The following is a 14974-nucleotide window of genomic DNA, read 5'->3' as shown; positions in this document are numbered from 1 at the left end:
TATCCCGTTAAGTTGACACTAAGCAGCTGTCGGGCCGGGACTTCTGGCCCGGTACCCCTGTCTTATCGCCCCTGCGAGGCCCCCGGAGTCGGCGCCGGGCCCCGCGAGCGTCCACGAAAATCCGTCCCGCCGCGGGGCGTCGCCCGGGCGTGTCGGAGCGTGTACGCGCACCGTCGCGCCGGGCGGCCCGAGCCGCGAAGGCCGCGGCCCCGGCACCTGATCTCCTCCTCTGGGTGGAGAGCGCCGGTTTCCCCGCCGTGACACAGTATGCCCATGAGCACCGACAACACCGGGTGGCAGCCACCCACCGGAGGGACTCACGCGAGCCCATCCCCTGAACCCGGCCCGCAGCAGCAGCCGGAGTCGGCGTCCGCGCCCCGCTATGGCACCTACGCCCAGTCGGAGCAGCCCGCCTACGGCCAGCAGGCGCCCCAGGGTCAAGGCTCCTACGCGGGAGGTGCCCAGTATTCCCAATACGCCCAGCAGGCGGGCACCTACACGGCAGGTCCGGGCGGATTCTTCGTGGCGCCCAAGCCCGGCATCATCCCGTTGCGGCCGCTCACCATCACCGAGATCATCACCGGCGCCTTCGAATCGCTGCGGGCCAACCCCCGAGCCATGTTCCTGCCGGCCATAGTGGTCATGGGTGCCGCCGGCCTGATATCCGCGCTGTTCACATTCCTGGCATTCAGCACCCTGTCCAACCAGATCAGTATCATTGACTCCTACAACGAGTACGATTACGCCTCCGTCGGCTCCGACCAGGAAGTCTTTAACGCGCTCAGTTCATATCTCGGCGGCTCCACCGGCCTGTCACTAGTGAGCACGGCGATCAACTTCTTCGCCATCACCGTCCTGACGGGGCTGCTGACCGTGACCGTATCGCGCTCGGTGCTGGGCCGCATCGCCACGCCGGCCGAGGTGTGGGAGCGCGTCCGGCCGCGGCTGTGGGCACTGATCGGCCAGGCACTGCTGGTGGAACTGGTCACCGGACTGGCCGCATTCGTCGCCGCCCTCGGCGCCGTTGGGCTGTTAATCGGCTCTGTCTTCGCCCTAGACGACTCCGGCAGCTCCGCCAACCTGGGACTGATCATGCTGGTGTGCTTCCTGCTCGGCGTCGGCGGCCTGATCGCTGCGGCCTTCCTGGGCGTGCGCCTGTCCGTGGCGGGCGCCGCGCTGATCCTGGAGAACGTCAGCATCTGGGAGGGCATCCGCCGCTCCTGGCAGCTGACCCGGGGGTACTTCTGGCGCGTGCTGGGCGTCCAGCTGCTGGTCGGCCTGCTGGTTGGCACCGTCTCCGCGGTTCTCGGGGGCGCCATCGGCGCCCTCAGCGGCGCCGGAACCCTGCTCGTCGGGATCGGGGCGTCCACTGTGCTGATCATGGTGTCGGCCTTCATCGGCAGCCTCCTCGACGCGCTGATCCGGCCCTTCTCCTCCGCCGCAACCGCGCTGGTCTACATCGACCTGCGCATGCGTCAGGAGGGCCTGGACGTCGAGCTGCGCCGCTCCGCCGGAGTCTGACCGCGATCGGCGCCCGAGGTTCCGCATGATCCCGATGCCACCGGTGCCCGCAGCCGTCCACGTCCCCTACTCGGGGCGGGAGCTGTGTGGCCTGCCACCCCTGGATGTTCCGGCCACGCCCGACGCCGACACCGCGCGTCGCGCCGCCGAGAAGGAGCTGGCCAAGCCCGCCTATCACCACGCCGCCACCCTGTGGGAGCGCGCCTGGCGCTGGCTCGCGGAGCACCTGGACCCGCGCGGGGCCGTGCCCGGGGTGCCATCGTGGCTGTCCGTGCTGATCGTGGTGGTGCTGGTGCTCGCCCTGGTTGTCGCCCTGGGGGTCATGTTCACCCGTATCACCTGGGCACGGCGCGCCAGGCGCGCGCACGGCGTGCTGTTCGAGGACGACCGCGACGCCTCGGCCCTCACCCGTGCCGCCAACGCCGCTGCCGCCCAGGGAGACTGGGCAACCGCCGTGATCGAGCGCTTCCGGGCAGTAGTGCGTACACTCGATGAGCGCGGCGCGCTGGAGGACTATCCGGGCATGACCGCGCACGAGGCGGCGGGGCTGGCAGCCCGTCCGCTGGGCGAGCTGGCAGCCGAGATGGATGAGGCCGCCCGGCTGTTCGACTCCGTGCGTTACGGCAGCGTCGTTTCCACCCCCTCCCAGGACGCGTGGATGCGCGAGTTCGCCGAGCGGGTCACGCGAGCGCCTCTTGCCCTGCCGACGCCGGCCAGGCAGGTGACACCATGAGCACCACCACGGCCCCGGATCGGGGCGAGGGCACCGCGCCTGCGCACACCGGCGATCAGGTAGTGGGGGCGCGCCTGGGCGAGCGGCTGAGCCGCTGGCGCCCCTTCATAGCCGCCGGGGCGCTCCTCGTACTCGTGGCCCTGGCCACCCTGTGGACCACGCCGCAGTCATCCAAGGTCCCCTACGCGATCAACAACTCCCGTGCCAACGGTACCCAGGCTCTGGCCGAGCTGCTGCGCAGCGAGGGGATCGATGTCAGTAGCGTCAGCTCCGCCGACGCCGCCGTCAGTGCTGCCGCGGACGGCGCCACCGTGGTGGTGCTCCACGCCGGGGAGATGAGCTACCTCGACCGCTTCCGACTGGCCCGGACCGGGCAGGACGTAGTGGTCCTGGGAACCCTCTACGAGAATCTTCAGGACCTGACCGACATGACCCCGGTCGGCGTCTCCGCGAGCGCCGACACCTCACTGCGGCCGGAGTGCGCCGACCCCGACGCCGTGGCTGCGGCCTCGCTGGCCGGCTCGACCGGCTCGGTCCTCCTGGATGACGTCAGCGGCGCTGTGGGCTGCTTCCCGGTTAGGGAGGACGCCTATGCCTATGCCACCGCGCCGCTGGAGGGCGGAGGCACACTGCGGGTGATCGCCGACCCGCGCATTGTCACTAATGAGAACCTGACCACGGCCGGGAACGCGGCGCTGGCGATTCGCGCGCTTGGCCACAACGACCGGCTGGTCTGGTTCGATGCCTCCCGAGCGTCGTCCATTTCAACCCTGTGGGACAGGCCTTCGCTGCCACCGTGGCTGCCGGTGCTGCTGTTCCTGGGCTGCGGCGTCGTCATCGCGCTGGCCTTCACGCGGGGGCGCCGCTTCGGAAGACTTGTGCCTGAGGACCTGCCGGTGGTGGTGCGCGCCACCGAGACCGCCATTGGCCGCGGCCGCCTGTACCGCCGGGCCGGCGACCGTGAGCGCGCCGCTCAGGCGCTGCGGTCGGGAACCGCTCTCCGGCTCGGCCGCAGCCTCGGAATGCCGCCGTCCGCGTCCCGCGGCGAACTCGTCGAGGCGGCTGCGCGGGCCACCGGCTGGCCCCCAGAAGCAATCGACCATGCCCTGTACGGGCCCACCCCCGCGAATGACCACGTCCTGGCGGATCTGGCCGTTCGCTTGGAACTACTCGAGAGCGAGGTCCACCCGCGATGACCACTCCCCCTTCCCCACACAATGACCCGGCGCGCCAGTTCGACGAGAGCGACGTTCCCACCACGGCCCTGCCCACCACGGGCGTCCGCGGATACGGCACCGTGGCGGACCCCACCACTGCGCGACCCGGGACAGCACAGCCCGGCACAGGGCAGCCCGCGAGCGCGGGAGCGTCCGCCTCGCCAGGTGCCGCAGCCGGCCCCGTCCGCGCCTCGGCCAGTGCCGAGCCGCACGCAACTACGCCCCCGGGCAACGACCCCCGGGCCCGGCTGCGGGCGGTACGCGCCGAGGTCGCCAAGGCGGTTGTCGGCCAGGATCCGGCCGTCACCGGGCTGGTGATCGCCATGCTCGCCGGTGGCCACGTGCTCTTAGAGGGTGTGCCCGGGGTGGCCAAGACCCTGCTGGTGCGCTCCCTGGCCGCCTCCCTTGACATTGGTACCAAGCGCCTGCAGTTCACGCCCGATCTGATGCCCGGCGACGTGACCGGTTCGCTGATCTATGACGCCCGCACCGCCGAGTTCTCCTTCCGGGAGGGCCCGGTGTTCACCAACCTGCTGCTCGCCGACGAGATCAACCGCACCCCGCCCAAAACCCAGGCCGCCCTGCTGGAGGCGATGGAGGAGCACCAGGTGTCGGTCGACGGCTCCCCGCGCGCGCTGCCCGATCCATTCATGGTGGTGGCGACCCAGAACCCGGTGGAGTACGAGGGCACGTACCCGCTGCCGGAGGCGCAGCTGGACCGTTTCCTGCTCAAGCTCATCCTGCCCCTGCCGGAGCGCGGTGAGGAGCTTGAGGTGCTGTCCCGCCACTCCACCGGATTCAATCCCCGGGACCTGCCGGCGGCGGGCCTGCAGGCCGTGGCCTCTCCCGCGGACCTGGCAACCGCTAGGGAGCAGGTGCGCACCGTCAGCGCCTCACCGGAGGTGCTCGCCTATATCGTGGACCTGGTACGGGCCACCCGCACCTCGCCGTCGGTCGCCCTGGGCGTGTCTCCCCGCGGGGCGACGGCGCTCCTGGCCACCGCCAAGGCCTGGGCCTGGTTGTCGGGGCGCGGCTTCGTCACCCCCGACGACGTCAAGGCGCTCGCTCTGCCGACGCTGCGCCACCGCATCCAGCTGCGGGCCGAGGCCGAGCTGGAGGGCGTGTCCACCGAGTCAGTGGTCAACGGTGCCCTGCGTGCGGTGCCGGTGCCGCGGTAGCCGATCGCGCTAAGGAGGCACCCGTGTACCTGACCATGCGCGCCGTCTGGCTGCTTGCCGCCGGCGCCGTCCTCGTGCCGCTCGTGCCCCGCCCGGGCACCGTCGTAGCGTGGACGGCCCTGGTGGCTGCGCTGGTGGCGGTGGATGTGGCGGCGGCGCCCTCGCCGCGGGGCCTGCGCGCCACCAGGTCGGTGCCCCGCTCCGTCCGCCTGGGTGAGACCGTCACCGAGACGCTGACCCTGTTCAACACCACTGGGCGCAGCATGTCCGCCCTGGTTCGGGACGCCTGGCAGCCTTCGGCAGGTGCCTCCCACGAGCGCCGCGCATTGACGGTCCCGGCTGGGCGCCAGCGCCGCCTACGCACCCAGCTGACCCCCACCCGGCGTGGCGACCGCATCGCCGACCTGGTAACCGTGCGCGTGCGCGGCCCCCTGGGGCTGGCCGGCCGGCAGGCCTCGCTGCATGTGCCGGCCAGGCTGCGGGTGCTGCCCCGCTTCGCCTCCCGCAGGCACCTGCCCTCCAAATTGTCCCGGCTGCGGGAGATGGACGGGCGTAGCGCCGTAATGGTGCACGGGGCCGGCACCGAGTTTGACTCCCTGCGCGAGTACGTCGTCGGCGACGACGTGCGTTCCATCGACTGGCGATCCACGGCCCGACGCGCGGAGGTGGTGGTGCGCACCTGGAGGCCGGAGCGGGACCGCCGGGTACTGATAGTGGTGGACACCGGGAGGATGGCGGCGGCGCGCCTGGATGACGCTCCCCGGCTGGACGCGCAGATCGAGGCGATGCTGCTGCTGGCGGCGCTGGCAGCGCGCGCCGGGGACCGGGTGGACGCCGTGGCCACAGACGTACAGACCCGGGCGCAGGTGCGGGGCGTGTCCGGATCCGCCCTCCTGGGCGCGCTGGCGGACGCATTCGCCCCGCTGCAGCCGGCGCTGGTGGAGACCAACTGGACCCTGGTGGCGGCGACGGTGGAGGCGTCCTTGTCCCAGCACGCCCTGGTAGTGGTGCTGACCGGGCTGGACGGGGCGGGAGCGAACGCCGACATGCTGCGGGCCCTGGGCATTATGGCCCGCAAGCACACGGTAGTAGTGGCCTCCGCCACCGATCCGGGCCTGGAGCACCTGCGCTCCCGGCGTGATGACGCCGAAAGCGTTTACACGGCTGCCGCCGCCGAGCGCGAGCTGGTAGAGCTCAGCGCAGTGCGAGCGCGTCTGCGCCGCGCCGGCGTGGAGGTGGTGGAGGAGCAGCCGGGCGCCCTGGCTCCGGCACTTGCCGACGCCTACCTGGCGCTCAAGGCTGCGGGGAGGCTGTGATGGGTAAGCCGCGCGGCACCGCGGCCGTATGGGCGTCCGGCGGTGCTGCCGGACCAGTCGGCCGATCAGCCGGCCTCAGCCTGGATCGCGCCGGCCTCGTCGGTCTCCAGGTCTCCGGTGTGCCCGGCCATGACCGCCCGACGCCCCGGCAGCAGGGTGTAGGCCCAGAACACCGCCAGGGCCAGCGCACCGATCGTGCCCTTGAGCAGCCAAGGCAGCGGTGCCGGGGTCACGAAGGCCTCGATGAATCCGGAGACCGCCAGCGCCACCGTCAGCCCCGCCGCAACTGTGATCAGGGCGCGGCCCTCCGCCGCGAGCGCCACGCCGCGCGACCGGTCCCCGGGCGCCAGCATGGTCCAGAACAGTTTCAGGCCCGCGGCGCCGGCCACGAATACGCAGGTCAGCTCCAGCAGCCCGTGCGGGGTGATCAGGGCGAAGAACTGCCCGAGCAGGCCGTGGTCAGCCATGATGGCGCCGGCCTGCCCGACGTTCACCGCGTTGGCGAACAGCACGTAGGCCGGCAGCACCCCGGTGATGCCGCTGGCCACGCACAGGGCGGCGACGCGGGCGTTGTTAGTCCACACCTGGCCGGCGAACTCCGAGGGGGCGTAATTGGAGTAGTAGGCCTCGAAGGACTCCTGCGCGTAGGTGTCCAGTTCACTTTGCGACCCGAGCGCGGCCATGGCCTCGGGACTGCGCAGCGTCCACACGCCCACGATCACGGCGATCGCGATCTCTACCGCCGTCACCGCCACGGTCCACCAGCGCAGCCGGTACAGGGCTGCGGGGACGCTGGCCACCCAGAAGCGCCTGAGATCGCTCATACGCGCCTCGCGCGTGCCGGTTATGCGTCCGCGCGCCGCCGCAATCCTGGTGGACAGCTCGGCCAGCAGCACCGGGTCGGGCGCGCCGGTGCGGATCCGGGACAGGTGCGCGGCAGTGGCCCGGTAAAGGGATACCAGCTCGTCCGCCTCGGCTCCGGTGAGCCGACGGCGGGACGTGAGCTGGTCCAGGCGGTCCCACTGGTCGCGGTGCGCTGCGGCAAAGGCGTCAATGTCCACGAGAGGAGTCTGTCATGGTGAATGAGGCTGCCGCCTCGTCCGAGCGGATGATGACGCCGGACCTGATGATCACCGGTGAGGCCGTAGCTCTGGAGGTGCTTCCCGCCTCCCCCGGATCTCGCATCCTGTCCGGGTTCATCGACTACGCCCTGTATGCCGCCGGCCTGCTGGTCTCCGTGGTCACGGGCCTCCTGATCGGTGACCGGGTCATTCCCCACCCGTCCGAGGCGCTGGTGATGGCGCTGGTGGCCCTGGTGGCCCTGGGCTGGATGGTGGTGGTGCCGCTGGGAGTGGAGGTACTCACGCGGGGGCGCTCCGCCGGGCGGATGGTCACCGGCTCCCGCATCGTCCGCGACGACGGCGGAGCGGTGCGGTTGCGCCACAGCCTGGTGCGAGTCCTGGTGGGCGTCGTCGAGATCTGGCTGCTCGCTGGGGTGCCGGCGGTGTCAGCGTGCGTGGTCACCCGCCGCGGCAAGCGCCTGGGCGACCTGCTGGCGGGCACCTATGCGGTTCGTGAGCGCAGCGGCGGGGTTGATGCGCCGCCGATCCTCATTCCCCCGGAGCTGGCCGCCTGGGCCGCCGACGCCGATCTGCGCGCCCTTCCCGGGCACCTGGCGCTCGTCATCCGGACCTTCCTGCAGCGGGCGTCATCCATGCAGCCCCAGGCGCGGCTGCGGCTGGGGCTGCAGCTGGCCGCGCAGGCGGAGCCCTACGTGGCCCCGCCACCGCCCCCGCACACGCACCCGGAGCGCTTCCTGGCGGCCCTGCTCGCGGCACGGCGGGACCGAGAGTTCATGCTTGAGCTGCGGGACCGGCGCCTGGAGGACGATGCGCGCGCCGCCTTGCGCACGGCGCCGTTTGATGTGGCCGCACCCGCGCAGGGGAAGTGAGGCGGGAGCGGCGGGCCACCGTGGGGCGGTACCTTGGGATGGCACCGCGGGGCGGCTCAGTCCTCGGTCTTCTCGCCGCGCAGCACCCGCAGGTGGCCCCGCCGGGTGATCTCGCCGTCGCCCAGTCCGGTCAGGTGATCCGGGAGCGGGGCGGTCAGTGATGTGGGCAGCAGGCCGGTGGGGCGGCCGGCGTGCTCGGCCGGCTGCGGCTTGGGCCGCGGCGCGCGTGACGCCTCCCGGACGGCGTCGGCCAGGGCGGTCAGGTCGTCGTCCGACGGCGGTGCCGGCTGGAAGTCCGTGGCGAGCCGGATTACCTGCCAGCCGCGTGGCGCGGTGAAGGACTCCACGTGCTTCTGGCACAGGTCGTAGGCCTCCGGCTGGGCCTGCGTGGCCAGCGGGCCGAGCACGATCGTGGAGTCGGCGTACACGCTGGTCAAGGTGGCTACGGCCGGGTTCTCGCATCCGGGCCTGCGGCAGTGGCGGACTCTTCTCACGCCCGCAGGCTACCGCGCGCGGGGCGGCGGGTGCGGTAGCCGCGGGAGTGGCGGTGCAGCGTTGCGCCAGGCGCAGTGCTCACAGATCCGGGTCGATCTCCTCCGGACGGCGCCCGAGCACCAGCGCCACCTGCTCAACTACGACGCGCCGCACGAGCTCTGCCAGCTCGGCGTCGTCTGCGGCGCGGGAGACTATGGGACGCCGGTACAGGACGATCCGGGTGGGCAGTCCGGCGCGCGGCTCCGCAGCGAATCCCCGGCCGAGCACAACCCCCTGCTCCCACGGTGCGGGGTCTGAGGGCGGAACCTCCTCGACGGCGAACTGCATTTGGGTGATCTCCGGGTGCCGGCGGGACAGTGCGTCGGCGGCGGCGATCACCATGGCGTCGAAGCGCTCGGCCCGGGTACGCCAGGCGGGCAGGTGGGGCGGCAGCAGCGGGCCCCGCAGCCCGCGACCGTGGCGGTCGCGCCGACGCGGGGACGCCGGGATGGGTGCCGGGGGCAGTTGGGATGACCGAGCCACGCCCCCACCCTAAACGATCATTCCGGGCGGGCCGGCGCCGTCTGCGCCCAGCCGGGGTCAGTGCAGCAGGAGGCTGCGGGTCCCCTGGACATCGGCATCAAGCACGGCCGGGAGCACGGAGATGAGCTCTCCGGGCACATCTTCCCCGACCTGGGCGGTGACCACGGCGGCCGCCACCACCTGCTGGCCGGCGGGACCGGAAATCTCCAGTGCGGTTGCCTCTGCGGGGGTCGGGACGGTGAGCGTAGCGCCCGCGGGCACGCTGAGCTCCTGCTCCCAGTCCCCGCCCACGGATGCCAGGGCGACCGTGGCGGCATCCGGTCCGGTATTGGTCAGCACCACGGTTGGCTCCAGGCTACCCGCCCGCGGCAGTGCCAGGGCTGAGCCCCTAGTGGCATCGGTGGTTGCCTGCACCCAGGCGATATCGTGTGCAAGCGCTCCGGAGCGGTCGGGGTACTCCCCCGCACTGCGCACGAGCTTCACGGCGGCGCCGACGGGCGTATCAGACGTGACGCGCACCCCGTAGGCGCCGGGCCGCACACCCGCCAGCGAGAAGTCGAATACCGCGCCCGCATCCACGACCACCGCGGTGGCACCGGCCAACTGCTCCTCGCCCCCGGAGCCAAGCAGGGAGATGGATACGGTCGTCGGCACGTCTGCGGGGTTCACCACCCGCACCAGCGGCGCATCGGAGGAGACGGCACCGTCAACCTGGGCCTCCCCCTGATCGGCGGCGTCCACGAGCACGACTCCGGGTATGGCCAGCTCGGTGGCCGGGGCGGCACCGGGCGTCAGCGTGTCCACGCCGGCGGGGGTCTCCCCGTCGAGTGACTCGGTCACCAGGACCGGGATGAGCGTGCCGCCGTCGGCCTCCACGCTCAGCGCCAGCCGGTCGTCCGCCGCCCCCGCAACCTCGAGCAGCAGGGTCGCGGTCTGCCCCGCACTAACGGAAACCTGTCCGGAGGAGGGCAGCGTCAGCTCACCGGTAGAGCCGTACAGGTGAATAGTCGCGGTGACGGTAGTCAGGCCGGGATTTGTCAGCCGCAGCTCGGAGGAGGCGCCGATGTCGGCCGAGCCGCCCACGATCCAGGCCACGGAGGCGGGCGTGGTGCACGGGGCGGCGGCCAGTCCGCGCAAATCGCCGGAGGGGGTCAGCCAGGTGACGGTGCCGATGGCGCCGGCGGAGCCGCCGGCCGGCTCCCCCACGGTAAGGATGCCGCCGTCGGCCTGGGCGAGGGTGGTGGTTCCACCAATCTCCTCCGTGCCGTAGGTCAGCACTGAGTCCTCGTCGCGGGCGGTGATGGCGGTCGTGCTGGCCGCCTCCCCGACGTCGACGCCGCCGATGGTGTTGCGCGGCGCCGCCGGGCAGCCGTAGACGATGTCCGCACCAGGCGCAGGCATCGCAATGGCGGTCACATTCTGGTTGGTGGCGCGGGGTGTGCGGGTGCCCCACCAGGTCAGGCCGACTACGGCCGCCAGGACCAGCAGTACGGCAGTCAGGCGCAGGGCCGCGAAGAACAGTTTGCGGCGTGATGAGCTCATGCGGCAGTCCTCCTGCGACGCAGGGGCAGGGCCACCAGCGCAGTGATCGCCCACACGGCCTGGATTCCGCGGGCGGCGAGGCCGCCGATGCGGGTGCCGTGGGTGACGATGAGCTCGCCGCCGTCGGCGGGGACCTCGAAGCCGGTGCGCCAGCGGCCGTGTGCGTCGGTGATGGGGGCGGGCTGGAGCGGGCGCCCGTCCAGCGCTGCGCTCCAGGTGCCGTCGTTGCGCTCGGACAGGATGAGCAGCCGCTGGCCGGTTCCCGGCTCCAGGACGGTGCGGATGGCGGTCCTGCCGGTCGTGTCCGCGGGCACGGTGGTGGCGGTGCCGGCGCTGGTGACGAGCACGGCGCGGGCGGACTCGACGGCGTTGCTGGGGGACACGCGCCAAGACGTGCCCGAGTCGGTGCGCGCCAGTTGCTGTAGGCCCGGCGTGGCGTCCAGGCCCGCGCGGGTGGACGCCGTCAGCCCGTCTCCGGCCGCATCGGTGAGCAGCACCACCGCGATGCCGTGAGCCGCCAGGCCGTCGGCGACGTGCTCGTCCTGTCCGGCGGCGGCGCGCACCACCAGGTCTGCCAGTTCGGCGTCGGCCGGGTCGGTCAGCGTGATGCCGAGGGCATCATTCGGCTCAGGAGCGCCGGGAGGGGCAGGCGCTGCGGCTGCGGGTAGGCGCGCAGTGAGCTGCGCAGCCAGGACATCGGGGGTGACGTCGGCCAGTTGGCTGCCATCGCCGCGCCAGATCCGCACGCGCAGCTCACCTCCGGCCGCGGAGAGGACCAGAACCCGCCCGGCGGCGTCGGAGGCCTGGATCTCGGAGGCGATCACGGGTATCCGGCTCCCGGCCGGCCGCAGTGCCATGACTGCCGCGTCGGTGCCGGTCGCCGTCGAGTCGCGCGCGGCCAGGGCCCAGGCACCGCCCACCGCCAAGGGGGCGGCGAGGGCGGCGAGGCCGATGCCCACCACGCACACGCGGGCCCAGCGCCGCCAGCCGGCCGCGCCTGCATGCGGGGACGTCACCGAAGGGTACGCGGGGAAGCACGCGGCCCACACCGCGTCGCCCCCGGCCAGTGCCGCCGCCATGAATCCCGCCAGGGCGAAGGAGATGCCCGTCCCCGCCCAGCCGGTGACGGTTTGTGCGCCGGTGCCGTCAGCCTGCGTGCCCAGGGCTGTAATCATGCGCGTTCCAGCAGCGGCCAGGGCCAGGCCGCCCAGCCCCACCAGGAAACCTGCCAGCGCCCGGGCGCCGCGGCGCCCGCCGACCACCAGGCCTGACACGGCGGCCGCGGGAACAATGGCCAGCAGGGCCTTCAGCGTCAGCGCGAGGGCGGGGTCGTCGACCAGGTACTCGACGTCGACGGGCATGCCCAGGACGGTCTCAATGGTGCTGGGTGGGGCTACGGCGATGGGCACGCCGGTGTCAGTGAGCAGGTAGCGCGCGGCGGCGACGGCGTCATAGGACTGCGCCAGGCGCAGTGCACGCCACCAGGCGGGCAGGGCGGTGACCGCAACCGGCACCAGAGTGAGCAGCAGCCGCAGGGCGCTGCGACGCACGCACGCCGCCAGCAGCACCAGGCCCACCACTATCGGCGCGGCCGTTGCGGGTGCGGCGGCCACGATCAGGCTCAGCAGCAGCCCGGCGACCGCGGCGGCGGTGGGGGAGCCGGTCCCGTAGCGCTCCAGGAGCGCCGCCGGGACCGCGGCGGCCGCTTCCGCGGGCTGGTCCAACTCTTCCGCGGGCTCGGCGGGCTCCTGCGCGGGCCGGTCGAGCTCTTCCGCAGGCCGGTCCGGATCTTCCGCGGGCTCTTCCGCGCCCGTTTCCTCCTCGCTCCCCGGGGTGGTGCCGGCCCGCACGACGGGCACGACAGGCATGTCCGCATCCGTAGCCGCGCGAGTCCCATCGGCTAACTGGGGCGCCGATCCGGCGTCCGGCTGATCATCGCCCTCCGGCTGGCTATCGTCCTCCGGTCGGCCATCAGCCGACGAGTCGGGCGCGGCAGCGTCCGGCTCCGCGGTGGGTGAGGCATCGGCGGAGAGCTCAGCGAGGTCCTCGATCCGGGCGGAGGCGAACCGGTCCAGCTCATCGCGCTCCTCCTGGGTGGCGTGATGCGCACCGACCATCCCGGACAGGACCACGTCGCGCCGATCCGCACCCACGGCGCGAGCCAAGGCCGTCAGTGCCCACGGCAGCGTCAGGTGCACGATGACAGCGGTCAGCCGTCCCTGCCCGACGGCCAGTAGCAGGGTCGGCGCCAGTGACCACACGCACGCAGCCCAGGCTCGCAGCGGGACTCGGCGAGTAACGGTCCCGGCCGCGTACCAGGCGCCGAGCGCCGCCAGAGGAAGGGCCAGTAGCAGCAGGATGCGCACCAGGGCGTCGCCACCAAGTCCGAACCAGGAGCCCACCGCCACGGGTAGGGACAGCACCGCCAGCAGCGGGTTCACGGCGGCGGGATAGCCGTCCCCCGACAGTGCCCAGGTGGACCAGGCGGCATCCCACAGCTCGCGCCAGCCCGAGCCGAGGGAGGGCAGGGCCCCGCCAGTCACTGCCCGAGTGACCAGCAGCCGTGACATCCCGACGGCGGCAACAGCGGCAACGGCTACGAGGGTGACCGTCAGGCCGACTCGTCGCCGACGGGTGAGAACTGCCAGCTCGCGCAGCTCCAGCTCGCTGCGAGCGGCTTCCCGGGCCATGCGCTCGCGTTCCTGCCGCCGGCGGTCGCGGCGGGCGGCCCGGATATCGCCGGCGCTGGTGTACAACTGCGCCAGCACCGAGCGGCGCACGCCGTGGTGCGCGGCCAGGCGCCTGCGGCCACGGCGTATCACACCGGCGTCACCGGCGACGCCGAAGGCGGCAGCCAGCTCGTCCCGAGCCAGCGCGGGGTCCTTGGTCAGCAGGCGCCAGCCGGCGCGCGCCAGGCCCAGCAGAACCATCCAGGCGAGCAGCAGCGGCACGGGGCGAGCCGAGAACGTCGCCCACGCCCTCAGCTGGGCCGTGCGCCGGGCGCGAAAAGAGCGATCGGGATCGGGCTCGGGAATGGCGGTCGCCGCGGTGGCGGCCGGCTCGTGAGAGCGCCCACGACCGAGTCCGCGCGCCGCCTGAGGCTGCTGGCCGGGCCGCAGGCCGAGGAAGCTGGCACGGCGGTGGCGGATAATGGCATCCGGGACCACTACCACGCGGTGACCCGCCAGGCGCACCGCCCGGGACAGCTCCAGCCCGTCATCGAACACCGGGAAGGCGGGCGAGATGCCGTCCACCTCATCCCAAACGGACCGGTCGATCAGTGCCCCGGCGGTACCGACCGCGAGCATGTCCGACCGGTCGTCGTACTGTCCCTGGTCGATCTCACCGGCTACTACATCATTGGCTCGCCGGGCCGAGGCTGTGGTGCGCAGCCCGACCTCCAAGAGTTCGCGGGCATCGTCCCAGTCAACCTGCTTGGGACCTGCCAGGCCCACGGAGCGGGCCGACCGGACCGCGCGCTCCAGCGCCTCCAGGCAGTCGGGCTCCGGGGCTGAGTCGTCATGCAGCAGCCACAGGCGCCAGCCGTCGGCGGTGTCCTCAGCGGGGGGCGTGTTAGCCGCTACCCCAAGCGTCTCGGACTCCGATATCGGCGACATGGCACCGGTAGGGCCGGTAAGGGGGCCGGAGGCCGACCCCGCGCCGAGATACTCCCCCTGCCGCGCACCGGCACCGCCGGTGCTCAGCTTGCCACCGTGACGGCGTCTGCGGTTGCCGCGCGCAACGAGCTCCGCGTACTTCGCCAGGCCGCGCTTGACCGCGTCGCCGAACCCGGTGGCATCCGGTACACGCACCACGCGCACGGCGGTGGCAGAGTCGGCACCGGAGCCGACTACCGCCTCCTCGATCGGGGTGCCGTCACCCAGGCCATTGCTGCGAGAGGCGACGTCGACGATGAGCAGGACATCGGGGGCAGTCGCCTGGCGGGCCACCGCTCGTAGGGTCTCAGGCAGGTAGGGGGTTACCCCGGCTGAGACGAGGACCGCGAGGGTCCCGGCGGGCGAGGCGTACGGTCCGGCGCTTCCCGGCAGGCTCATACCGCGCGCCGTTTGAGCTTGCGGCGCTCGCGCTCAGACAGTCCTCCCCAAATCCCGAAGCGCTCGTCATTGGCCAGGGCGTACTCCAGGCATTCCTCACGGACTTCGCAGGAGGCGCACACGCGCTTGGCTTCGCGCGTGGAGCCACCCTTCTCAGGGAAGAAGGCCTCGGGGTCGGTCTGAGCGCACAGCGCGCGCTCCTGCCAGGCCAGGGGGCCCTCATCGGGATCGTCGTCGCCGAGCAGAAGGAGGAGCGCCTCGTCGTCGGCGTCGTCGGACCGCTCAAGCGGACCGTCGCCGAGGATGTTCCACACGATGGCTTCCCTTCAGGATACGGACGATGTTTACGTAGAATTACACGGGTGTGAGCCGCCGTGAGTCAAGCCGGGTGCGGGAAATTCACTCAATTGCGACGGCTCGGAGGCCGCCGCGGCGAGCCCGGCC

At 72.4% G+C, this 14974-nt stretch carries 12 protein-coding genes; 6 read left to right on the top strand and 6 right to left on the bottom strand.

Annotated features, from left to right (window positions below; all coding sequences use genetic code 11):
- The first annotated feature begins 273 nt into the window (after positions 1-273).
- From GZ998_RS05050 to GZ998_RS05030, 5 genes are read left to right on the top strand one after another with little or no spacing between them, the layout of a single operon-like run.
- Entirely contained in the window at positions 274-1521 is a 1248-nt protein-coding gene (locus tag GZ998_RS05050) for a glycerophosphodiester phosphodiesterase (protein ID WP_161924563.1), read from the top strand.
- A gap of 25 nt (positions 1522-1546) precedes the next feature.
- A complete protein-coding gene (locus tag GZ998_RS05045) occupies positions 1547-2254 on the top strand; it encodes a DUF4129 domain-containing protein (protein WP_237564116.1) in 708 nt (235 codons plus the stop codon).
- Positions 2251-3450, top strand: a complete 1200-nt coding sequence (locus GZ998_RS05040) for a DUF4350 domain-containing protein (protein WP_162678453.1) — start codon at positions 2251-2253, stop codon at positions 3448-3450. Before GZ998_RS05045 ends, GZ998_RS05040 begins: the two co-directional genes overlap by 4 nt.
- Positions 3447-4649 carry a MoxR family ATPase gene (locus tag GZ998_RS05035; protein WP_238994141.1) on the top strand — a complete coding sequence of 401 codons (1203 nt, stop codon included), beginning with the start codon at positions 3447-3449 and terminating at the stop codon, positions 4647-4649. The genes GZ998_RS05040 and GZ998_RS05035 overlap by 4 nt, the downstream gene beginning before the upstream one ends.
- A gap of 23 nt (positions 4650-4672) precedes the next feature.
- Positions 4673-5965 carry a DUF58 domain-containing protein gene (locus GZ998_RS05030; RefSeq protein ID WP_219109215.1) on the top strand — a complete coding sequence of 431 codons (1293 nt, stop codon included), beginning with the start codon at positions 4673-4675 and terminating at the stop codon, positions 5963-5965.
- A 65-nt stretch (positions 5966-6030) separates the two neighbouring features.
- Here the strand turns inward: GZ998_RS05030 and GZ998_RS05025 are convergent, their stop codons facing one another.
- Entirely contained in the window at positions 6031-7026 is a 996-nt protein-coding gene (locus GZ998_RS05025; RefSeq protein ID WP_161924565.1) for a stage II sporulation protein M, read from the bottom strand.
- 14 nt (positions 7027-7040) lie between these two features.
- Between GZ998_RS05025 and GZ998_RS05020 the strand changes: the two genes are divergently transcribed.
- Positions 7041-7916: an RDD family protein gene (locus GZ998_RS05020; protein WP_219109214.1), complete on the top strand. Its 876-nt coding sequence runs from the start codon at positions 7041-7043 to the stop codon at positions 7914-7916.
- Positions 7917-7972: 56 nt separating this feature from the next.
- Here the strand turns inward: GZ998_RS05020 and GZ998_RS05015 are convergent, their stop codons facing one another.
- From GZ998_RS05015 to GZ998_RS04995, 5 genes are all read right to left on the bottom strand, one after another.
- Positions 7973-8410, bottom strand: coding sequence for a DUF3499 domain-containing protein (locus GZ998_RS05015; protein ID WP_161924567.1), 438 nt, complete (start codon positions 8408-8410; stop codon positions 7973-7975).
- A gap of 79 nt (positions 8411-8489) precedes the next feature.
- Positions 8490-8933 carry a metallopeptidase family protein gene (locus GZ998_RS05010; protein ID WP_237564117.1) on the bottom strand — a complete coding sequence of 148 codons (444 nt, stop codon included), beginning with the start codon at positions 8931-8933 and terminating at the stop codon, positions 8490-8492.
- 57 nt (positions 8934-8990) lie between these two features.
- Positions 8991-10475, bottom strand: a complete 1485-nt coding sequence (locus GZ998_RS05005) for a DUF5719 family protein (RefSeq protein WP_219109213.1) — start codon at positions 10473-10475, stop codon at positions 8991-8993.
- Positions 10472-14530, bottom strand: coding sequence for a glycosyltransferase (locus tag GZ998_RS05000; protein WP_219109212.1), 4059 nt, complete (start codon positions 14528-14530; stop codon positions 10472-10474). The genes GZ998_RS05005 and GZ998_RS05000 overlap by 4 nt, the downstream gene beginning before the upstream one ends.
- Positions 14527-14775 (bottom strand): WhiB family transcriptional regulator, encoded by a 249-nt coding sequence (locus tag GZ998_RS04995; protein ID WP_275405338.1) that lies wholly within the window; start codon positions 14773-14775, stop codon positions 14527-14529. The genes GZ998_RS05000 and GZ998_RS04995 overlap by 4 nt, the downstream gene beginning before the upstream one ends.
- Between the last annotated feature and the right edge of the window lie 199 nt (positions 14776-14974).

It is taken from the genome of Actinomyces sp. 594 (assembly GCF_019325145.1).
GTDB lineage: Bacteria > Actinomycetota > Actinomycetes > Actinomycetales > Actinomycetaceae > Actinomyces.
Note: the sequence above shows the minus strand (reverse complement) of the source record. Positions and strands in the feature narration are given on the sequence as shown.